The sequence below is a fragment of the Phormidium sp. FACHB-1136 genome (assembly GCF_014697375.1).
In the GTDB taxonomy this organism is placed as follows: domain Bacteria; phylum Cyanobacteriota; class Cyanobacteriia; order Phormidesmidales; family Phormidesmidaceae; genus Nodosilinea.
The window spans coordinates 23,485-42,942 of the sequence record NZ_JACJRS010000004.1 but is presented as its reverse complement, the minus strand read 5'-3'; the positions used below and the strand labels follow the sequence as shown (position 1 = coordinate 42,942).

20 protein-coding genes are annotated in these 19,458 nt (G+C 54.1%); 15 read left to right on the top strand and 5 right to left on the bottom strand.

Going from position 1 to position 19,458, the window contains the following annotated elements; translation table 11 throughout:
• Positions 1–64 precede the first annotated feature (64 nt).
• Positions 65–640: a DUF981 domain-containing protein gene (locus tag H6G62_RS02350; protein ID WP_190492510.1), complete on the top strand. Its 576-nt coding sequence runs from the start codon at positions 65–67 to the stop codon at positions 638–640.
• 113 nt (positions 641–753) lie between these two features.
• Here the strand turns inward: H6G62_RS02350 and egtB are convergent, their stop codons facing one another.
• The 4 genes from egtB to H6G62_RS02330 form a co-directional block, all read right to left on the bottom strand.
• Positions 754–2,052, bottom strand: coding sequence for an ergothioneine biosynthesis protein EgtB (egtB, locus tag H6G62_RS02345; RefSeq protein ID WP_190492509.1), 1,299 nt, complete (start codon positions 2,050–2,052; stop codon positions 754–756).
• 88 nt (positions 2,053–2,140) lie between these two features.
• Positions 2,141–2,290, bottom strand: coding sequence for a hypothetical protein (locus tag H6G62_RS28505; protein ID WP_347239271.1), 150 nt, complete (start codon positions 2,288–2,290; stop codon positions 2,141–2,143).
• 125 nt (positions 2,291–2,415) lie between these two features.
• Positions 2,416–3,144: a class III extradiol ring-cleavage dioxygenase gene (locus tag H6G62_RS02335; RefSeq protein ID WP_190492508.1), complete on the bottom strand. Its 729-nt coding sequence runs from the start codon at positions 3,142–3,144 to the stop codon at positions 2,416–2,418.
• Positions 3,145–3,356: 212 nt separating this feature from the next.
• Positions 3,357–5,453: an FAD-dependent oxidoreductase gene (locus H6G62_RS02330; RefSeq protein WP_190492507.1), complete on the bottom strand. Its 2,097-nt coding sequence runs from the start codon at positions 5,451–5,453 to the stop codon at positions 3,357–3,359.
• Positions 5,454–5,641: 188 nt separating this feature from the next.
• On the opposite strand from H6G62_RS02330, the gene H6G62_RS02325 reads away from it, so the two are divergent.
• Positions 5,642–6,484 carry a metallophosphoesterase gene (locus H6G62_RS02325; RefSeq protein ID WP_190492506.1) on the top strand — a complete coding sequence of 281 codons (843 nt, stop codon included), beginning with the start codon at positions 5,642–5,644 and terminating at the stop codon, positions 6,482–6,484.
• A 55-nt stretch (positions 6,485–6,539) separates the two neighbouring features.
• Here the strand turns inward: H6G62_RS02325 and pstB are convergent, their stop codons facing one another.
• Positions 6,540–7,346 (bottom strand): phosphate ABC transporter ATP-binding protein PstB, encoded by an 807-nt coding sequence (gene pstB / locus H6G62_RS02320; protein WP_190492505.1) that lies wholly within the window; start codon positions 7,344–7,346, stop codon positions 6,540–6,542.
• A gap of 382 nt (positions 7,347–7,728) precedes the next feature.
• Here pstB and H6G62_RS02315 point away from each other — a divergent pair, with 382 nt between their 5' ends.
• The 13 genes from H6G62_RS02315 to H6G62_RS02250 all read left to right on the top strand — a co-directional run bounded on the left by H6G62_RS02315 (position 7,729) and on the right by H6G62_RS02250 (position 19,432).
• Positions 7,729–9,747 (top strand): diguanylate cyclase, encoded by a 2,019-nt coding sequence (locus H6G62_RS02315; RefSeq protein ID WP_190492504.1) that lies wholly within the window; start codon positions 7,729–7,731, stop codon positions 9,745–9,747.
• A gap of 53 nt (positions 9,748–9,800) precedes the next feature.
• Complete coding sequence (locus tag H6G62_RS02310; RefSeq protein ID WP_242051788.1) at positions 9,801–12,728, top strand: DNA methyltransferase; 2,928 nt, start codon at positions 9,801–9,803, stop codon at positions 12,726–12,728.
• A 24-nt stretch (positions 12,729–12,752) separates the two neighbouring features.
• A complete protein-coding gene (locus H6G62_RS02305; protein WP_190492503.1) occupies positions 12,753–12,983 on the top strand; it encodes an addiction module protein in 231 nt (76 codons plus the stop codon).
• Positions 12,980–13,270, top strand: coding sequence for a type II toxin-antitoxin system RelE/ParE family toxin (locus tag H6G62_RS02300; protein WP_190492502.1), 291 nt, complete (start codon positions 12,980–12,982; stop codon positions 13,268–13,270). The genes H6G62_RS02305 and H6G62_RS02300 overlap by 4 nt, the downstream gene beginning before the upstream one ends.
• Positions 13,271–13,309: 39 nt before the next feature.
• Complete coding sequence (locus tag H6G62_RS02295; protein WP_190492501.1) at positions 13,310–13,606, top strand: HigA family addiction module antitoxin; 297 nt, start codon at positions 13,310–13,312, stop codon at positions 13,604–13,606.
• A 6-nt stretch (positions 13,607–13,612) separates the two neighbouring features.
• Positions 13,613–13,837, top strand: a complete 225-nt coding sequence (locus H6G62_RS02290; RefSeq protein WP_190492500.1) for a nucleotidyltransferase domain-containing protein — start codon at positions 13,613–13,615, stop codon at positions 13,835–13,837.
• A 115-nt stretch (positions 13,838–13,952) separates the two neighbouring features.
• Positions 13,953–14,285: a nucleotidyltransferase family protein gene (locus tag H6G62_RS02285; RefSeq protein WP_190492499.1), complete on the top strand. Its 333-nt coding sequence runs from the start codon at positions 13,953–13,955 to the stop codon at positions 14,283–14,285.
• Between the two features lies 1 nt (position 14,286).
• The gene (locus tag H6G62_RS02280) at positions 14,287–14,610 is read left to right on the top strand and encodes a HepT-like ribonuclease domain-containing protein (RefSeq protein WP_242051787.1); all 324 of its coding nucleotides are present in this window, start codon (positions 14,287–14,289) and stop codon (positions 14,608–14,610) included.
• Positions 14,611–14,919: 309 nt separating this feature from the next.
• Entirely contained in the window at positions 14,920–15,249 is a 330-nt protein-coding gene (locus H6G62_RS02270) for a DUF6883 domain-containing protein (RefSeq protein ID WP_190492497.1), read from the top strand.
• A gap of 2 nt (positions 15,250–15,251) precedes the next feature.
• Positions 15,252–15,500 (top strand): DUF4926 domain-containing protein, encoded by a 249-nt coding sequence (locus H6G62_RS02265; protein WP_190492496.1) that lies wholly within the window; start codon positions 15,252–15,254, stop codon positions 15,498–15,500.
• A 26-nt stretch (positions 15,501–15,526) separates the two neighbouring features.
• The gene (locus tag H6G62_RS02260; protein WP_190492495.1) at positions 15,527–16,108 is read left to right on the top strand and encodes a Uma2 family endonuclease; all 582 of its coding nucleotides are present in this window, start codon (positions 15,527–15,529) and stop codon (positions 16,106–16,108) included.
• Between the two features lie 14 nt (positions 16,109–16,122).
• The gene (locus tag H6G62_RS02255) at positions 16,123–18,246 is read left to right on the top strand and encodes a DEAD/DEAH box helicase (protein WP_190492494.1); all 2,124 of its coding nucleotides are present in this window, start codon (positions 16,123–16,125) and stop codon (positions 18,244–18,246) included.
• Positions 18,239–19,432 carry a GIY-YIG nuclease family protein gene (locus H6G62_RS02250; protein WP_190492493.1) on the top strand — a complete coding sequence of 398 codons (1,194 nt, stop codon included), beginning with the start codon at positions 18,239–18,241 and terminating at the stop codon, positions 19,430–19,432. The genes H6G62_RS02255 and H6G62_RS02250 overlap by 8 nt, the downstream gene beginning before the upstream one ends.
• Positions 19,433–19,458: the final 26 nt, after the last annotated feature.

The window sequence follows — 19,458 nt, the reverse complement described above, 5'->3', positions numbered from 1 at the left end:
CTGACGGATTGCGGGAGTTTGGCCCGCTGTTCTCTATGGTTGTAGGAAGCGGGAGAAACGCGCTATGTTTATCGACTACATCACCCTGATGCTGATCAATATGGTGGCGGGGCTGGTGCTGCTGGCCGATTTTGTCTATCGTGGCCTGGATGGAGCCAACCTGAAGCGTTGGATTCCGGGATTTGGCCTAGTGGGGGGCGTTGCCCTGGCGACGGGGCTGCATATGATGTGGACTTGGCCCGTTCCCGGTAGCTTCAATATTTCCTTTGGTGAAACCACGGTGCTGTTTGGTGGGTTGTATCTTGCAACGGCCATTGCCCTTGCCCAGGGCTGGGATTTGCTCACCCTCACGGTCTATGCCTTTTTTGCGGGGCTAACCTCTATGGTGGTGGGGGCGCGAATTATTAACCTCGGCCAAACCCAGCGGCCCCTGATTGCCGGACTGGGATTTATCCTGACGGGCTTGGGAGGGGTTTTGGCCGCTCCGACGCTGGTCTATTTGCAGGGAAACAAAACTTGGCGCACCGTGGGGGCCGTGGTGCTGCTGTTGGCAGCGGCGATTTGGGCCTTGATTGGCTATATGGCCTACTGGAGCCACCTCTCTGGTTTCAGCGATTGGCAACCCCCCGTCATGCGATAGGGCCGACTCTGGCTGGCGGTGTTCAACGTATCGCGATATTCGTTGAACACCGCCAGCCCACACACGAGCTTCTGGCGGTGTTCCTCGGACGGCTTGGCCCAAAACCTTCGGATTCAACTCATTGAACGCGCCAAACGAATACCGCTCAACTGCCAGCGGGCACTGGGCGGAAAAAAGTTGCGATAGCTGGGCCGAATATGGCCGGGGGGCGTGACGCAGGATCCACCGCGCAACACCATTTGATTGCACATAAATTTGCCGTTGTACTCGCCCACGGCTCCGGGGGCGGTGCGAAAGCCGGGATAGGGCAGGTAGGCGCTTTGGGTCCATTCCCAGGTATCGCCATAGAGTTGGTGTAGGGGGCCATCGCCTTGGGCAGGCTGGGGATGGAGGGCATCACTCATCAGCAGATTGCCCTGGATGGGAACCGTTGCAGCGGCCACTTCCCATTCAGCCTCGGTGGGCAGACGGTAGCCGCGCCATTGGGCATAGGCCTCGGCCTCGAAGTAGCTGATGTGGGTAACGGGTTCGTTGGCATTGAGGGGGAGCAGGCCACCGAGGGTCATCACCCACCAGTCAGCACCTTGTTGCTGCCAGTAGAGGGGCGCTTGCCAGCCTTCCCGCTGCACCGTGGCCCAGCCCTCGGAGAGCCAATATTGCGCCGCCCGATAGCCGCCATTGACGATAAATTCCAGGTATTCGCCATTGGTGACGGGGCGGTTGGCCAGGGCAAAGTCATTTAAATAAACCCGGTGGCGGGGGCCTTCGTTGTCAAAGGAGAACTGGTCAAAAGCGGTGCCGGATGCCTGATAGCCGATGTCGTGCAGCCCACCCGCGAAGTCCACAAAGTCCAAAGCCGGAGCTTTCCGGTCAGCTTGCGCCAAGTCTTCCCGATAGGCGGGATGGAGGGGATTCACCGCCAGGTTGTACTTCAGGTCGGTGAGGATCAACTCCTGGTGCTGCTGTTCGTGGTGCAGGCCCAGGGTGACGAGGGCGGCGATATCCGGTTCTTCTCCCCGCTGGCGAATCAGGCAATCCATGGCCTCATCCACGTAAGCGCGGTATTGGTAAATGTCGGCTACCGTGGGTCGGGAAATTAGCCCCCGCTGGGGCCGAGGATGACGGCTTCCTACGGCTTCGTAGTAGGAGTTGAACAGGTAGCCATAGCCGGGATGAAAGACGGTGTAGTCCTTAAAGTGGGCCGACAGCAAAAAGGTTTCAAAAAACCAGGTGGTGTGGGCTAGGTGCCACTTGGGCGGGCTAACGTCGGCCATGCTCTGCACCCCATAGTCTTCGATGACCAGGGGTTGACAGAGGGTTTCGCTCAGTTGGCGCACGGCAGCATAGGCATCTCCCAGGTGTGGCCCTGGAGTTTGGCCTAAACAAGGGGCCTCGGTGACAGACAGAATCATGGCGCTAGGGGATGGGTGGGCGGGTGGGTATGACCTACCCCACGGTTGATCATTGTAAAGGCGTGGCGTAACTCAACCCAAAGTCACCTCAGTAGTCGGGGAGACACCGCCCACCGTTGGCAGAAGCCCACCACCAGAAAAGTGAAACGTCACAGCGGTTGACCGGGTTGCTGGCGTAGTTGGGATTGCCTAGCTCATGGGTTTGCACAATTTCGTGGGCGATGATGCCGATGGTCACCGCTCGCGGGCATCCCAGGCCATCAGGGCACCTCGAAAAATACGGATTCTATTGAGAACGCCTACGAGAGGCTAACGGTTTCAGGCTCCAGAAACTCGCAATAAGGCAATTAATCGAGGTGCCCATCAGCTACCCGTATCCCATAGATACATACTGGCTCGTTGATTGAGAATATTTAATTCATAGGTTTTGGTACAGGGCGATTCAGCAAAGCCATAGCAAACATGCAGGGGCAACAAATGTTCTTCCCTGGGATGACAATAGCGGGCAAAGGGGGCAGAATCCCAGTGAATGAATCGTTGATGGCGATCTTCTTCGGTCAAGTCTGGGTTGGAACAGGTGTCTAGCAACCAATCTTCAAAGGCTTGGTTCATGGCCTTTTCATCGTTCGTTCCCGACCTGAAAAAAGCCTGCATATTATGAAATGAAAACCCAGATCCAATCACCAATACGGACGGATCAGCCAAGCCTTGAAGGGCTCGTCCTAGCTGAATATGCTCTGCTGGGTCTAAGGATTTTATCAACGACACCTGAACACAGGGAATATCTGCCGCTGGATACATCATTTTTAGGGGCACAAAGAGCCCGTGATCAAAGCCTCTAGTGCCGTTGAGATGGGCCGAAAAACCAGCCTGATTAAGGCATTCAGCTATGGTGTTGGCCAGTTCGGGTGCCCCTGGGCAAGGATATTGAATCTCGTAGGATTCCTTCGGAAACCCGTTGTAATCGTAGATGAGTGCTGGGTTGGAACCTGATGTAATGGTGGGATAAGGGGCTTCCCAGTGGGCGCTCACGACAATGATAGCCGACGGTTGCTCGATGGTGGTGATGATGGTATTTAAACAGTCCACCATTTCACTATGGGCAGGATCTCCTAAAAGGGGTAATGGGCCACCCCCATGGGATAAAAATAGCGCTCGGCGCAGATTACTCACGGGTCTTTCCTCATGACATGGAAAAAAGTTGGGAGAAATTGAGCTTGATTGAAGCAGAATGGTTTCTTGCCCACACTGAGCCTATCGATTTTTCTAATCCTTTCAGGCAGTAACATTTTTCTAGATTTTCACTAGATTCCCAATCGACCTTTTAGGACTTCATACAGTACCCGCGAAAGTTCCCGCCGCTGGAGAAATTGGCGATCCGTTGGGGTGCGCATAAAGGCTTGGTCGTAGGCGGTGGGCATGGCGCGTTTGACCAAAAAGCCAAGCTGCTCACGGGTGATGGGGCTGTGGGGATCAAACCGGGTGGGGCTGATCCCCGCCACCATGCCGTGGGCGTAGAGGGTTTCGATGGCGTCGTAGGCCCAGTGGTCGGGCGGTACGTCCTGGAAGGTGGGCTGATTGGGGCTAGATTTGGGCAGCTTCAGGACGCTAACCAAGGCGGTGGCCACCACGGCTCGGTTGACGGTGGCATAGGGCCGGAAGCTGAGACTGTTGGCATTTTCGCTGCGGATAATCCCTGCCGTCGCCATCACCTGAATCGCCTCAAAGTCGGGGTCGGTGTGGTCAATGTCGTTGAACCAAAACAGGGGGATGCCGTTGCGGGCCATCAGTCCCTGAATTTTGCGGATATGACGCTCTTCTCTGGCCAAATCTCTCGGATTCAGCCCCGTCCACAGGGTAAAGGCCGCTAGCACCCCGCTGGCTTCGCCAATGGCCCATTCTACGGGATGCATACGGTAGGCGGCGTTGGTAATGTGGGTGGTGCCAATGCTTTTGGCCGAGAGGATTAGGCCGTCGGTTTCTGCGGGCACCAGGGCACCCAGGGGCAGGGTGAAGGGCAGTGCAATCACATCCTTACCCTTGGGGGTGATGTGACCCTGGGCATCGTTGCCGTGGAGGTCGAGGTAGTGATACTGGCCAATGCCGACGGAATCATCAAAGCATCGCGCCCTGGCCCGATGGGGAAAAAAGCTCTCGGCCACATCCTCATGGCGAATGGTGGTCAGGGCCATGCCCCGGCGGGCTTCGCGGATATAGGGCTCTAGGGCGAGGCCGTCTGTCGTCCAGGTGAGGTCGCCCCTGGGTTTGAGGTCGATGCCGTCCTGGCTGTGCAAATAGTGGAGGTAGGCTTGGGTGCGCTGCCTTGCCCGCTGGAGATGCTGCTGCCGTTCTTCGCGGCTTACCCCCACCAGGCGTCCGGGGCGATAGTCGTTGCCGCAGCGAAAGGCCCGATCCGGATCGCTGGAGGTGCCCCAGTTAATCACCGCCACATCCCCTGGGGTCACGGTCTTGTCGTGGCTTTTCACCCGATACAGACGACGATAGCGAAAAATGCCAAAATCGCTAAAAAAGCCCCACTTCTTCCAGGTATTACTGTTTTTCGTCCAAAAGTTAGCGGTAAATTCCTGGATAGTCAGCCAACTGGCTTGCCCGTAGCCCTCCGGTGCATGAATAGGCGTTCCCTGACCGGGCTTGGCACATTCCACCACCGCATCCCAGGTAATCGACTGCTGACACTGGGGGCGGGCATCCTCCGGCAAAATCGCCTCTCCGGTTTCGTGGCGGGCCTCCTGCCCCACGCGGGAGGGAATCTGCCCCACCTCCAGCAGATCGCCCAAGTCCGTCGCCTCCACCGTCACCTTGGCGTTGACCGTGAAGGTATTTCCCGTTTGGGTATCGCGGCAGACCACCCCCGTCACCTTGGGGCGGGGGCCATCGGTCGCAAAGACCACCTCCACAGGTTCCGCCCAGGGAATCAGGGTCAGTCGCCCGTCCCGCAGGTAGGGAATTAGTGCCTCATTTAGGGCCGTCGCCGCCACCACCGGGGTCGTGGCCAACGGGCTCACCCAGCCGCCCCCCGGATTGTCCACCTTGCGCTGGGCCACGGGCTGAAGTTCCCGCTGCCGTTCCCGAAATTCCCGCTGGGCTCTAGAAATGGCAAACCGCTCCCCCTCCACGGTCTGAAGCGTCGCCTTGGCCCGCAATAAATCGCCGTCATCGGAAGCGGGCAGCGCCTGGGCCGTAAACTGTCCGCCTACCACCGTCTGGGGCTGCACCAGGCACACATCCAAATTCAGCCGCAGGGCCATTAGGGTCGTGGTGTAGGCTGCCGTGGAACCGCCCACCACCAAAATGGAGCAGGTCAACTCGGCCCCAGGGTCAGGACGAGTAAAGGCCGCTTCGTTGAATAGGCCATGGCGCTGGGTGATGGGGACAGGCATAGGGATACCTTTCGATGGGGGCAGAGGGCTGTCCACGATTTTAGGCCACGGCCTAGGAACTGCCCAGATGGGGATCCACTCCAGCCCTTGACGTGGCCGCAACGATGGGTGGATGTTACGGTAATGGGCGTTGTCCCAATCGTCCCTTGATTCCCTTCCCCTTCTGATTCCCTCCCCCTTCCTGGCCTATGCGTCCTCTGTGGGTTGGCCCCTTAACCCTGGAAACCGTCACCGTTCCCCTGCGGGATTTGCCGCCCGCCCTGGAGGGATGCCGGATTGCCCAGCTTTCCGACTTTCACTACGACGGTCAGCGATTGGCCAAGCCCCTGCTCCAGGCGGCCATTGCCCAGGTGAACCAGCTTCAGCCCGATCTCATTGCCCTGACTGGGGATTTTATGACCCATAGCCATGCCCCCATGGCCGAACTGGCGGATCATCTGAGCCAACTACAGAGCCGCTGTGGGGTGGTGGCGGTGTTGGGCAACCACGATAACCATCGCCCCGGCAACCGGGCTACGGTGCTACGCGAACTGCGGCGGGTGGGCATTCAGGCGTTGTGGAACCAGGTGGTCTATCCCCTGGGGCCAGACTTTCCGGTGGTGGGGCTGGCGGAATATTGGTCGCGAGACTTTAATCCCTCGGTTGTGTTCGGAACTCTTGCGTCCCACCTGCCACGCTTGGTATTGGCCCACCAGCCCGATAGCGCCGATGCCCTGACGCCCTGGCGGGTGGATCTTCAGCTTTCGGGCCACACCCACGGGGGCCAAATTGTGGTGCCGGGGCTGGGTATTGTGCCCGCCCGCCTGAAGGGCTGGTACCAGGGGATGGCTCGGTTGCTACCCTGGGCTGACTCCAAAACCAGGAAAAGGAAGACCATCGCCCACTGGGAATGGGCGGCAGGGCTACACTCGGTGCCCCACAATCGGGCTAGTCCCGGATGGATCTACGTCAACCGAGGGCTAGGCACCTATGCCCCAGGGCGGTGGCGTTGTCCCCCAGAGGTTACCCTCATTCGCCTAACGGCGGCCTAGGGATTGGCCTATCGGGTTTGGCCTAGGGGTTGATGGGAAGCGTGGCCAAACCGCCCTAGCCAAACCGCCCGGAAACGTAGTCGCGGGTGTATTGCTCACGGGGCTGGTTGAAGATCACCTCGGTTCTGTCGTATTCCACCAGAAAGCCCACTTTGCCGCCCTGGTTGGTGGCCTCGGCGTTGAAGAAGGCGGTGCGGTCGGACACCCGCGAAGCCTGCTGCATGTTGTGGGTAACGATGATGATGGTGTAGTCTTCCTTGAGCTGCTGCATGGTTTCTTCGACCTTGATGGTGGAGATGGGGTCGAGGGCGGAGCAGGGCTCGTCCATCAAGATGATGTCGGGCTGGATGGAAATGGCGCGGGCAATGCAGAGGCGCTGTTGTTGCCCACCAGACAGGGAGAGGCCGCTATCGCGCAGTTTGTCCTTCACTTCGTCCCATACGGCGGCTTTGCGCAGGGAAGTTTCCACCAGTTCGTCCATGTCGCCTTGGTAGCCGTTGATGCGGGCGGCCCAGGCAATGTTTTCGTAGATGGACTGGGAGAAGGGGTTGGCCTTTTGGAATACCATGCCAATGCGACGACGCAGGCTAACCGGATCGACCTGGCGCTGGTAGATATCCTCGCCGTGGAAGGTAATACGACCCTCGACACGGGCACCGGAGATGAGGTCATTCATGCGATTAAAGCATCGCAACACAGTGCTTTTGCCACAGCCGGAGGGGCCAATGAAGGCCACAATTTCGCGGATGGGAATATCGAGGTTGACATCGCGCACGGCCAGGGTGGGGCCATAGTAGACGCTGAGGCGCTCGGCCTTGAGGGCAATACGGGTGGTGACGCTAGGTTCGGACAGGTTAGCCATGGACATATCCAGAATGACGCGATGGGCAGGGCGGTCTAGAGAAAAGTAGAACAAAGCGAGAGACCCCCATTATCATGGCAGGGAAGGGCCAAGCTAGGGTTAAGGGGAGACTAAGGCTTATTCCCAGCCAATTTGGCTTGATTCGGCAACCGGCGGCGGTGGCCCATCCTAGATAGGCTCAATGGTCGGAGTTGGGCGGGCAATGCGCTAGATCACTGTCAGCGATGAGGACAGCTTTTATGATGCCTAGGGCGCAGGGCAACAACCTTGAGATTGCTATCGATAGGATGCGCCATAGGCTTTAGCAATAAAGGTTTAGGGTGCTTTGCTGAAAATTCTCTCGCCGCTCCTACCCGTGCCAAACCCTCCTATGTCTGGGCGCTTGAGCCCCCCTCTTCCCTGGATACCGCTGCGGCGGCTGTTGCGGCTTGTGTTGGGGCTGCAAGTTGCCGCCGTGGTGGGGCTCATCGTTGTTTTCAGCCATGCTTCAGCTTGGCCGTTCCTAGGGGTTTTGAGTCTGGGGGTTTTGGTTTTATCCCTGGGCTTGGGGGCCATGGCAGTGAATCGCCTGTTGCAATCGCTTCAGACCCTTAAGGCCACTGCTCAGACGGTACCCCAGACCCCATGCTCTCCGCCCCAAAACCGGGCGTTGACCACCCACGAAGAACGGTGGCGGGAGTTTTTGGATGCGATTCCCCTGGGCATTGTGGTCTATGACCGGGGTGGTCAGATGGTGTTTGCCAGTACCGAAGCCCGTCAACTCTTGGGCCTAGACCATTTGGGCCTAGACGATCTCGCCTCGCGCCCTCCCCTAGGCTTGGCAGATACCTTTACGGCCCACTCTGTCGATGGCGGTTGCCCCTACCCCCTTGAAGCCTTGCCCATTACCCAATCCCTGCGCGGCGAAAAAGCCTGGGCCGACGATATTGTTCTCCAGCGGGGGGATCAGAAGATCCCCATTGAGATGGCCAGTACGCCCATTTTTGATGGGGCGGGGCAGGTCGAGTTTGCCGTGGCCGCTTGCCAAGACCTTAGCACCCATCGGCAGGCCCAGCAGGTGTTAACGGACTATAGCCACACCCTAGAGGCGATGGTGGCCCAGCGTACCCACGCCCTAGAGCAGGCCCAAATTACCCAGCGCGTTATCCTCCAGGCCATTCCTGACCTCCTGATCCGCTACAACCGCGATGGCGTCTGCCTCGATATTTTGAGCGAGGGTTCTGTGGCGCTGCTGGCGTCTCCCCATACCCAAATAGGTCGTGCCCTCACGGAAGTCCTCCCCCCGGCGATGGCGGCGGAGCGGTTGCGCTACATCCATCTTACCCTAGAAACGGGCCAGCCCCAGCAGTATGAGTATCGCTTTGAGACCCCAAAGGGCTGGCGACACGAGGAGGCCCGCCTGGTGGTCAGCGGCGAGGATGAGGTGCTGGTCATCGTGCGAGACATCACCGAACGCAAGCAGGCCGAAGCCGCCCTGGCCAGCCAAAAGCAGTTTTTGCAGAACGTCATCGACAGCATCCCCAGCATCATTGTGGTGAAGGATCGGCAAAACCGGATTCAAATTGCCAACCGAGCCAGTGCCGCCCTCCACGGCATGACCCCCGATACCATGCTGGGCCAGCGCGATGTGGAGATGAACCCCAATGTATCGGCGGCGGAGGCCGATGATAGCCACCGCATTAACCAATGGGTGATGGAAACCCAGGAACCCTACCAATCGGAGCAGGAAATTGCCGATGTCCATGGTGTGAGCCGCTGGTATCAGGTGTTGGTCAACCCCTTCCGTGACCGTGCGGGCAATGTCAACGGCGTGGTGGGCAACTGCATCGACATCACCGACCGTAAGCAGATGGAGACCGAACTCCAGGCCGCCAACGAAAAACTAGAGCGCCTCGCTACCCTGGATGGCCTCACCCAAATTCCCAACCGTCGCCGCTTTGATGAATACCTCCAGCAGGAGTGGCAGCGCCTAGTGCGGGAACAGCGGCCCCTCTCGCTGATTTTGTTTGATGTGGACTATTTCAAACCCTACAACGACCACTTTGGCCACCAGCAGGGGGATGAGGGGCTGATTGCCATTGCCCAAGCCGCCAACCAAGCGGTGAAACGGTCGGTGGATCTGCTGGCCCGCTACGGTGGCGAAGAGTTTGGGGTAATTTTGCCCAACACCAGCCGTTCCGGGGCCGAAAACGTGGCCAAGGCGATCCAACGGGAGGTGGCGGCGTTGAAACTGCCCCACCCCAAATCTGAAGTCAACGACTATCTGACGGTGAGCATGGGCATTGCCAGCGTGGTGCCCAACCCCGAACAAGCCCTGGAGGAACTGATCGCTGCCGCCGATGCCGCCCTCTACCAAGCCAAACGCCGAGGCCGCAACCGCTACTGGATTCGCCTGATCTAGCGCTACCCTAGGGGAAATGCGGCCCCCGGTGCCCCCAGGCCCGGTGATCGGCCATGCCCGATGCGAGTCTGCCTATGAATGCCGTCGAAATCGAAGAAGCCGTTTCCCAACTAGCCGAAGCCCCCTTTGACCCTGAAGAGTTTCCCTTCGCCTTTCTGGAAGCCTTCGGCAATAAGGCCACCACGATCAAGAAGCTCAGGAGTACGAAGGGCAGTTCCAATCACTCAGACCTCGGCGGCGTCCTCCAGCGCAATAACATCCACCTCAAGGTGTGCCCTCCAGGTCAAGTTGCCGATACCCTGACCGCATTACGGGAAAGCCCTGCCACCAGCAAGCACAAGGCTAAATTCATCCTGGCCACCGATGGCCATGAGCTACAGGCTGAAAACCTAGCCGATGGTGAAACCGTCGCCTGTGATTACCCAGATTTTGCTGACCACTTTGGGTTCTTTCTGCCCCTAGCCGGAATCACCACGGTTAAGCAGATTCGCGAAAACGCCTTTGATATCAAGGCCACGGCTCGCCTCAACCGCCTCTACACGGAGTTGCTGAAGACAAACCCCGACTGGGACACCGCAGAACGCCGGGAGGAAATGAATCACTTCATGGCGCGGCTGATCTTCTGCTTCTTCGCCGAAGACACCAACATCTTCCACAGTGACGGCCTGTTCACCCGCACCGTCGCCCAGATGAGCGCCAGTGACTCTAGCAATACCCATGAGGTACTAGCGGAGATTTTTCGGGCCATGGCCACGCCGCTCCCTCAACGGGAATCGGCGGCGATTCGCAACTGGGCCAATGGGTTCCCCTATGTGAATGGGGGGCTGTTTGGCCCTCATCCCCTAACCCCTTCTCCCATTTTGGGAGAAGGGGGACAAGATGCGGCTGTTTCTCCCCTCTCCCGCCCTGGGAGAGGGGCCGGGGGTGAGGGCGTCCCCCGCTTTAGCAAGATCGCCCGCTCCTATCTCCTGCATGTGGGCAACCTGGATTGGACGAAAATCAACCCGGATATCTTCGGCTCCATGATTCAGGCGGTGGCCGATGAGGAAGAGCGGGGAGCGCTGGGGATGCACTATACCAGTGTGCCCAATATCCTGAAGGTGCTGAACCCGCTGTTTTTGGACGACCTGAGAGAACAACTGGCGGCGGCGGACGATAACCCCCGCAAGCTGCTGAACCTACGAAAACGGATGGCCAAAATCCGGGTATTTGACCCGGCCTGTGGATCGGGCAATTTTTTGGTGATTGCCTACAAAGAAATGAGAGCCATCGAGGCCGAAATTAACCGTCGTCGGGGAGAGCCTGACCTCAAGACCGAAATTCCGCTGACCAATTTCCGGGGCATCGAGATTCGCCACTTCTCCTGCGAGATTGCACGACTGGCGCTGATTATTGCCGAATACCAATGCGATGTGCTGTACCGAGGACAACGACTCGCCCTAGCAGAGTTTTTGCCCCTAAAAGCCGACAACTGGATTACCTGCGGCAATGCCCTACGCCTAGATTGGTTGAGCATTTGCCCACCGACGGGGACGGGGGTGAAGGTACGTTATGAGGGGCTGGATCTGTGGGGTGAAACCTACGATCAAGTGGAAATGGATTTTGAGAATGAGGGTGGAGAGACTTATATTTGTGGGAATCCGCCTTATCAAGGATACAACAAGCAAAATTCAAATCAAAAAGAAGACTTAGAATTCACATTTAAAGGCCGAATCAAAACATGGGGAAATCTGGATTATGTTGCGGCCTGGTTTTTAAAGTCCGCAGACTTTCTAAGATTTATAGATGGAAAAGTTGCTTTTGTATCGACCAATTCTATTTGCCAAGGAGGACAAGTACCTATTTTATGGCCTCTATTAAAGAATCTCGGAGCCAGAATAGAATTTGCTTACACGTCTTTCAAATGGTCAAATTTAGCATCTAATAATGCTGGAATCACAGTAATTATTGTTGGTCTGTCCAAAGAAGCTTCTGGAAACTCTAAAATCATAGAGACTAGCGAAAACAATAATCTCTCTATTCGTGAAGCTATGAACATAAACGGCTACTTAATTCCAGCCATTGATGTCTATATAAGGAAACAACCAGATCCGATATCGAATTTATCAAGAATGAGCTTTGGAAATCATCTTTACTATGGCTCAGCCTTACTTTTAGATTGGGCAACAGCAAGAAATTTTTCTATGCAAACTCCAGGCTCAAAGAAATTTATACGTCCAATTTACGGATCTACTGAAATTATTAATAGACGCCCAAGAGCGTGTCTTTGGATTGAAGATAGTGAAGTGGAAGAAGCCATGAGCATATCATGGATTAAAGAGAGATTGATGCTGGTAAAGGAAGAGCGTACAAAAAAAACAAATGATCTAACAGCACAAGCTCTTAAAGATTTCCCTCATCGTTTTCGAGATCGACTATCTGCTCAAAATCATTTCATTGCTGTTCCACAGACAACTTCAGAAAATAGAGAATATCTACCTTGTGATTTAAAGGATAAAGAGGCAATTGTCACTTTCAAGTGTTATGCAATTTACGATGCACCATTATGGAATCTAGCAATCTTAGCTTCAAAAATACACTTGGTTTGGATTGCTACTGTTTGTGGAAGGATGAGAACAGATTTTTCCTACTCCAACACCCTCGGCTGGAACACCTTCCCCGTCCCCACCCTCACCACACAAAACAAAACCGACCTCACCCGCTGCGCCGAAGAGATTTTGCTAGCCCGTGAACACTACTTCCCAGCCACCATCGCGGATATGTATGACCCCGACCGCATGGACAGCGAATTTCCCCTCGTCCGTGCTGCCCACGAGCGCAACGACGAAACCCTAGAGCGCATCTACATCGGTCGCCGCTTCAAAAACGACACCGAACGCCTAGAGAAGCTATTTGAGCTTTATACCAAAATGACCAGCCAGCAGACATCATCAAAAAAGCCAGCCCAGCGAAAACCTAAGTCAGCCCGACACGATCATTAAAACAGTTTCTTAGAGGAAAACACCATGCTATCCCTAGAGCAAATTATCGCTGAAGCCACTGTCTTACCTGATACCGACAAAACCATCCTCATCGAAAAACTGATTGAAAGTATGGCAGAACAACTTGATAAAGATCTTTTGCTAAAGGGCATCCAAAAAGCTCAGGAGCGCCTTGCCGAAATTGATAATGGCACAATCCAAGCTATTCCTGGAGATATTGCCTTAGCTCAAATTCGCCAGTTCCTAGAGCCATGAAATATGAGTTTCATCCAGCCGCCCTGCAAGAATACGCCGAAGCAGTACAGTTCTTTGCTCAGTACAACAACCATCAGGACTTCATCAACACCATCGAAACATCTATTTTTCGCATTATTGGTGCACCTGAGCGTTGGCCCATCGTTGAAGGAAAAATTCGCCGTTATTTAACCCCAAAGTTTTCCTATGCCATCTTTTATCGCGTCTATCCAGATCGCATCGTGATCGCCGCAATCATGAGTTGTCGTCGCGATCCAGACTACTGGAAAGATCGCATGGATTCGTAAAACTGACCTTGCCCGTTATGCAGAAGAGAGAAAATTACTATGGATATTGATCGCTTGCCAAACATTCACCCCGGCGAAATTCTACGGCTAGAATTTCTAGAGCCGCTTGAGATTACACCCTACCGACTAAGCAAAGATATTGGGGTAGCCCAGACGCGAATTGGCGAAATTTTATCTGAAAAGCGCAGCATCACAGCCGATACAGCCCTGCGCCTATCAAAATATTTTGGCAATAGCGCTCAGTTTTGGATGAACCTACAGTCTCAGTATGATTTACGCCAAGCCCAGGAAGAAAATAGAGAAATTTACGAACATATTCCTGTCGCTCAACTTTAACTCATCATGACCCCAATCCTTCAAACCATCCTTCAACACCTAAAACAAGACCTCTCCACACTCTATGGCGATCATCTAAAAAACATCACCCTTTTCGGTTCTCAAGCCCGTGGAGATCATACCTCTGATTCAGATATCGATGTTCTCATTGTTTTGCAATCCATGACCAACCCTGGCGAAGAAATCAAAAGCCCAGAAAAGCCTAGCCGCTGCAAAACTTCTGCTTGCTAATGGCTATCCAGAATATGCCATTTCTCGCGCCTACTATACGATATTTGATATTTCGGAGATTCACATTCCCTCGCCCACACCAAAATAACTGTATATCCTACCTTGGTCATATCCCATGATTCAAATTCAACTCAACCTACCAACAGAGGAAATCATCACCTTTTGCCAAAAATGGCAGGTCACAGAACTGGCCCTCTTCGGTTCCGTATTACGAGATGACTTTCGGCCCAATAGCGATATTGACATCATGGTGCAATTCCACCCAGAGGCCCACCCCACCTTCGGCACCCTAGAACAAATGGAAGCAGAACTTAAAAGCCTGTGTAATCGGGAGGTTGATCTTGTCACCCGTCAAGGCATTGAGTCTAGCCAAAACTACCTCCGTCGAAACGAAATTCTTTCCTCAGCCCAGGTCATTTATGCAACGGGATCTACAATTTCTGCTTGACATGCTGCAATCCGCAGAATTAGTGATGATTTACATCAACCAGTGCGAAAAAGAAATCTTTATCCAAAATATACAGCTTCAAGATTCTGTTATTCGGCGACTGCTAATCATCGCTGAAGCCGCCAAGCGGGTCTCAGAAGCAACTCGACAAACCTTACCCGATATTGCTTGGCAAGAAATCAATGGCATGAGAAATCGCCTCGTTCATGAGTATGATGACATCAACCTTAATATCGTCTGGGATGTCATTCAAACTGAGGTACCGCACTTAATTGAGGTACTTAAGGAAACAATCCCACCTGAACAAGGAAAAAGAACGAAATGATAAACACAGATTCCTAGAGGAGAAACCCATGCTAACCCTAGATCAACTTATCGCCGCAGCCACCGTATTACCCGATGCCGACAAAACCATCCTCATCGAGAAACTGATTGAGAGTATGGCAGAATAATTTGATCAAGATCTTTTGCTAGAGGGCATCCAAAAAGCTCAGGAGCGCCTTGCCGAAATTGATAATGGCACAGTCCAAGCTATTCCTGGAGATATTGTCTTAGCTCAAATTCGTCGTATCATCGAGATATAGAAAAAATGAAAATTTACGAGTCATAATAGGTAATCTATAGAGATTTGGATATGAGAATCCCAGTAGATGCAATTATTCCAGATGATAAAATAACTCGTTACCTGTTGGTGCAGAAGGCTAGGAATGACAAATCAAAGTTTCTGGCAAAGGCCGGATTTACAATGGAAAATCCAGAATCACTGAAAGACGCTATTCAGTCGCCCACAAAAATACATGAGGCTATTAAAGATGGAGACAACGAATATGGAACCTTTTATCGATTAACAGGAGAACTGGTTGGTTTAAATGGTGTAATCTTATCGGTCGTTACAATATGGCTGCAACGACCAGTTGATGAAAAATTTCAGTTTGTGACACTAAAACCGTTTAGGGAGAATTGAATATGTCGCTAGAACTCTATCAAGAAGTTGCTTTAACCTGTGACTTTCCAGAGTACAAACTTAGAGCAGGGGATATTGCCACGCTAGTTGATTTTGTTTCTCATCCTAGCGATGGTGAAGAAGGCTGTATTTTAGAAGTATTTAATGCTGTGGGTGAGTCTCTTGCTGTAATTTCTGTGCCACTATCTGTGATAGAGAGTTTACGCCCCGATGCAATCCTGACCGTCCGTTCCTTTGCGAAAGCCAGTTGATACTAGCTCTAATTGCAGAAAAGGACATGGCTTTAACTCCAGATAAATCCCCTAAATTGACCCCTGCTGAATACTTCGACTGGGAAGAACAGCAGCCCTGTCGCCATGAATATATCAATGGTGAAGTCTATGCCATGAGCGGCGGCACCCAAAACCACAGCCGAATTGCTCTAAAGTGCGCCGTTTTATTGGAAAATCACTTGCCAGATGGCCCTTGCCGCGTCTTTAACTCTGATTGCAGAGTTAACATTGTAGAAACCAATGACTATACCTATCCCGATGTCAGCGTTAGCTGTGATTCCAGGGATAAAACCACCACCCAATACATTACCTATCCTTGCTTAATCATTGAAGTCCTTTCAGACAGTACAGAAGCCTATGACCGAGGAAACAAGTTTTTTCTCTATCGCCAAAATCCACAGTTACAAGACTATCTATTAGTTAGTTCCCAGGATATCGCCATTGATCTTTATCACAAAAATGCTGCCGGACGATGGGAAATTCTCAACTTTCGGGCTGGAGAAATTGTGGAACTACAATCCGTTAATCTAACGTTCCCAATCGAGCAAGTTTATCGAGGAATTGACTTTTCAGAAGTCGCTATTTAGCAACAATTCAACCCATGAGCAAACCACCCGCTGTCCCGTCCGTTTCCGTCACCTATGCCAAAGATGGCACCTCCACCAAGGCCAACGAGCTAGGAATGCGCCCCATGCAAGAGCGGGCCTACCAGAAGCGGGGGGAACAGTACCTACTGATTAAATCGCCCCCGGCCTCCGGCAAAAGTCGGGCGCTGATGTTCATCGCCCTGGACAAGCTCAGACACCAGGGAGTGAAACAGGTCATTATCGTTGTGCCGGAGAAATCCATCGGCTCTAGCTTCCATGATGAACCCCTGAGCCAGTTTGGATTTGAGGCCGATTGGCACGTTAAGCCCAAGTGGAACCTGTGCGACGCTCCAGGCGGCGACAACGGCGGCAAGGTGGATGCGGTGAAGAAGTTCCTAGCCAGCGACGATAAAGCCCTGGTCTGCACCCACGCCACCTTTCGCTTTGCCGTAGAAAAGTTTGGCATCGAGGTCTTTGACGATTGCCTGATTGCCGTAGACGAATTTCACCACGTTTCCAGCAACCCCGATAACAAGCTGGGCGACCATGTGCGGCAACTCATGGGCCGCGACAAAACCCACATCATCGCCATGACAGGCTCCTACTTCCGGGGCGATGCCGAATTTGTGCTGCATCCCGAAGACGAATCCCGCTTCGAGACTGTGACCTACACCTACTACGAACAGCTCAACGGCTACCAATACCTGAAGCAGCTCGACATCGGCTACTACTTCTACTCCGGCAGCTACACCGACGAAATCATGCAGGTGCTAAACCCAAAAGAGAAAACCATCCTGCACATTCCCAACGTCAACTCCCGCGAGAGCACCAAGGACAAAATTAAGGAAGTGGAGCACATCATCGAGGAGTTAGGAGAATGGCAGGGGATTGACCCCGATACCGGGTTTCAACTGGTCAAAACCAGTGATGGCGAGATTCTCAAGATTGCTGACCTGGTGGACGACGACCCTAACAAGCGTGATAAAGTTGCCGCCGCCCTGAAAGATTCCACTCAGAAAGACAACCGCGACCATGTGGACATCATCATTGCCTTGGGCATGGCCAAGGAAGGCTTCGACTGGATCTGGTGTGAACACGCCCTCACCATCGGCTATCGCTCCAGCCTCACCGAGATTGTGCAGATTATTGGTCGCGCCACCCGTGATGCTCCCGGCAAAACCCGTGCCCGGTTCACCAATCTCATCGCCGAACCCGATGCCTCCGAGGGGGCCGTTACCGAGGCCGTCAACGACACCCTGAAGGCCATTGCCGCCAGCTTGCTCATGGAACAGGTGCTTGCGCCCCGCTTCGAGTTCATCCCCAAACGACGGGACAATGGCCCCACACCGGGTTTTGACTATGGCGATCAGGGCTATCAGCCAGAGGGCTGTAACGTCGGCGTGAACCCAGAGACAGGCCAAATTCAAATTGAAATTAAAGGGCTGGTAGAACCTAAAAGTCCAGAGGCTCAGCGGATCTGCAAAGAAGACCTGACCGAACTGGTAACGGCCTTTGTGCAAGATACCCAAACCCTGGAGCAAGGTCTTTTCAACGAGGAAGCGGTACCGGAGGAACTGACCCAGGTACGCATGGGCAAGATTGTCCAAGACAAGTTTCCTGGCCTAGAGCAGGAGGATCACGAGGCGATTCGACAACATGCCATCGCCGCCCTCAACCTGGTGCAGCAGGGCAAAAAGATGGTGGGCGAGATGGCAGGAACCTATGCCGCTGATCCTGTCGATCCTAACCAGACTGCCGATTCTACCAACACCAGCCTTACCGACGATAGCGAACCCTCAAGGAATACGGCCCTAATTGACGGGGTGAAAAAGTTTGCCCTCTCCGTCACCGACCTCGACATGGACTTGATCGACCGCATCAACCCGTTCGGGGAAGCCTACGCTATCCTAGCCAAGACCATGACCGAAGAACGGCTGCGTCAGGTGGCAGAGGTGATTGCAGCTAAGCGCATTAGTCTCACCATCGAAGAGGCGCGAGAACTCACCAAACGGGCGGTTCGGTTTAAGCGGGAAAAGGGCCGTCCTCCATCCCTCACGGCCACCGACCCTTGGGAAAAACGCATGGCCGAAGGAGCCGCCTTCCTGCAACGCAAGGCGAAAGAGGAAAACAATGGCTAAGTACACCACCGACGAAGATTTAGAGCTACTGGCGGAATTGGGGATCGACACCGCCCCCGCCCAAATCGCCCAACGGACACCAAGGGAAGAGCGTATCATCGCTGGGTTTGAGGAAATCGAGCGGTTTGTGGAAGAGCAGGGCCACCTACCCCAGCACGGCGAAGACCGGGACATCTTCGAGCGCATCTATGCCGTGCGCCTAGATCGCCTGAGGGAATTGGAGGAATGCCGCAACCTCCTCCAGCCTCTGGACTCCAAGGGTCTGCTAGAAGCCGCCACGGATGCCGTCTTCCCCACCGAGGAAGAAGACCTCGATGATGCCGCCCTGCTGGCAGAACTAGGCATCGATACCGAGGCTGAGAATGACATTACCCAGTTAACCCATGTGCGCTCTCGCCAGGAAATCAAGGCCGCTGAGGAAATCGCCCAACGAACCCCTTGCCCAGACTTCAAGCCGTTCAAGCCTCTCTTCAAACAGGTACAGCAGGACTTGGAATCAGGGGTACGCCAAACCCTGAAGTACCAGGACAACGCCGCCGTTAACCAGGGCGATCTATTCATCCTGGATGGTCATAAGGTACTGGTGGCCGACATGGGCGAGCTTTTTGTCGGTGATCATGGTCGCCCCGATGCCCGACTGCGCGTGGTGTACGACAACGGCACGGAAAGTAACCTGCTGCTGCGCTCCCTCCAGCGGGCCTTAAACAAAGATAAGGTCAGCCGCCGCATCACGAACCCAGACCTTGGCCCCCTGTTCTCCCAAACGGAAGAAGCTAACGATATCCAAACGGGCTACATCTATGTGCTGAGAAGTCAGTCCGACGATCCCTTCGTTGCCCAGCATCGATCCATCATTCACAAAATCGGCGTCACAGGCGGGGATGTTAAAAAGCGAGTGGCTAATGCCGAAAAAGATCCCACCTACCTGCTAGCAGGGGTAGAGATTGTGGCCACCTTCAAACTAGCCAACATCAACCGCACCAAGCTTGAGGCGCTTCTACACAAATTCTTTGACTCAGCCCGACTGGATGTGGAATTGCAGGATCGCTTTGGCATCCCCGTTAAGCCCAGAGAGTGGTTTCTTTTGCCCCTAGGGGTGATTGAAGCCGCCATTGAAAAAGTTAAGGAGGGAACGCTCGATCAATATCAATATGAGCCAAAGACGGCAAGCCTGAGACGGTTGTAATCTCTATCAATCTCCCCCCAACGGGA

Excerpts from the sequence above, each read along its gene's own strand:
- H6G62_RS02350 (WP_190492510.1), top strand. The coding sequence starts at position 65 with ATGTTTATCGACTACATCACCCTGATGCTGATCAATATGGTGGCGGGG.
- egtB (WP_190492509.1), bottom strand. The coding sequence starts at position 2,052 with ATGATTCTGTCTGTCACCGAGGCCCCTTGTTTAGGCCAAACTCCAGGG.
- H6G62_RS02335 (WP_190492508.1), bottom strand. The coding sequence starts at position 3,144 with ATGGTGGACTGTTTAAATACCATCATCACCACCATCGAGCAACCGTCG.
- H6G62_RS02330 (WP_190492507.1), bottom strand. The coding sequence starts at position 5,453 with ATGCCTGTCCCCATCACCCAGCGCCATGGCCTATTCAACGAAGCGGCC.
- H6G62_RS02325 (WP_190492506.1), top strand. The coding sequence starts at position 5,642 with ATGCGTCCTCTGTGGGTTGGCCCCTTAACCCTGGAAACCGTCACCGTT.
- pstB (WP_190492505.1), bottom strand. The coding sequence starts at position 7,346 with ATGGCTAACCTGTCCGAACCTAGCGTCACCACCCGTATTGCCCTCAAG.
- H6G62_RS02310 (WP_242051788.1), top strand. The coding sequence starts at position 9,801 with ATGCCCGATGCGAGTCTGCCTATGAATGCCGTCGAAATCGAAGAAGCC.
- H6G62_RS02305 (WP_190492503.1), top strand. The coding sequence starts at position 12,753 with ATGCTATCCCTAGAGCAAATTATCGCTGAAGCCACTGTCTTACCTGAT.
- H6G62_RS02300 (WP_190492502.1), top strand. The coding sequence starts at position 12,980 with ATGAAATATGAGTTTCATCCAGCCGCCCTGCAAGAATACGCCGAAGCA.
- H6G62_RS02295 (WP_190492501.1), top strand. The coding sequence starts at position 13,310 with ATGGATATTGATCGCTTGCCAAACATTCACCCCGGCGAAATTCTACGG.
- H6G62_RS02290 (WP_190492500.1), top strand. The coding sequence starts at position 13,613 with ATGACCCCAATCCTTCAAACCATCCTTCAACACCTAAAACAAGACCTC.
- H6G62_RS02285 (WP_190492499.1), top strand. The coding sequence starts at position 13,953 with ATGATTCAAATTCAACTCAACCTACCAACAGAGGAAATCATCACCTTT.
- H6G62_RS02280 (WP_242051787.1), top strand. The coding sequence starts at position 14,287 with ATGCTGCAATCCGCAGAATTAGTGATGATTTACATCAACCAGTGCGAA.
- H6G62_RS02270 (WP_190492497.1), top strand. The coding sequence starts at position 14,920 with ATGAGAATCCCAGTAGATGCAATTATTCCAGATGATAAAATAACTCGT.
- H6G62_RS02265 (WP_190492496.1), top strand. The coding sequence starts at position 15,252 with ATGTCGCTAGAACTCTATCAAGAAGTTGCTTTAACCTGTGACTTTCCA.
- H6G62_RS02260 (WP_190492495.1), top strand. The coding sequence starts at position 15,527 with ATGGCTTTAACTCCAGATAAATCCCCTAAATTGACCCCTGCTGAATAC.
- H6G62_RS02255 (WP_190492494.1), top strand. The coding sequence starts at position 16,123 with ATGAGCAAACCACCCGCTGTCCCGTCCGTTTCCGTCACCTATGCCAAA.
- H6G62_RS02250 (WP_190492493.1), top strand. The coding sequence starts at position 18,239 with ATGGCTAAGTACACCACCGACGAAGATTTAGAGCTACTGGCGGAATTG.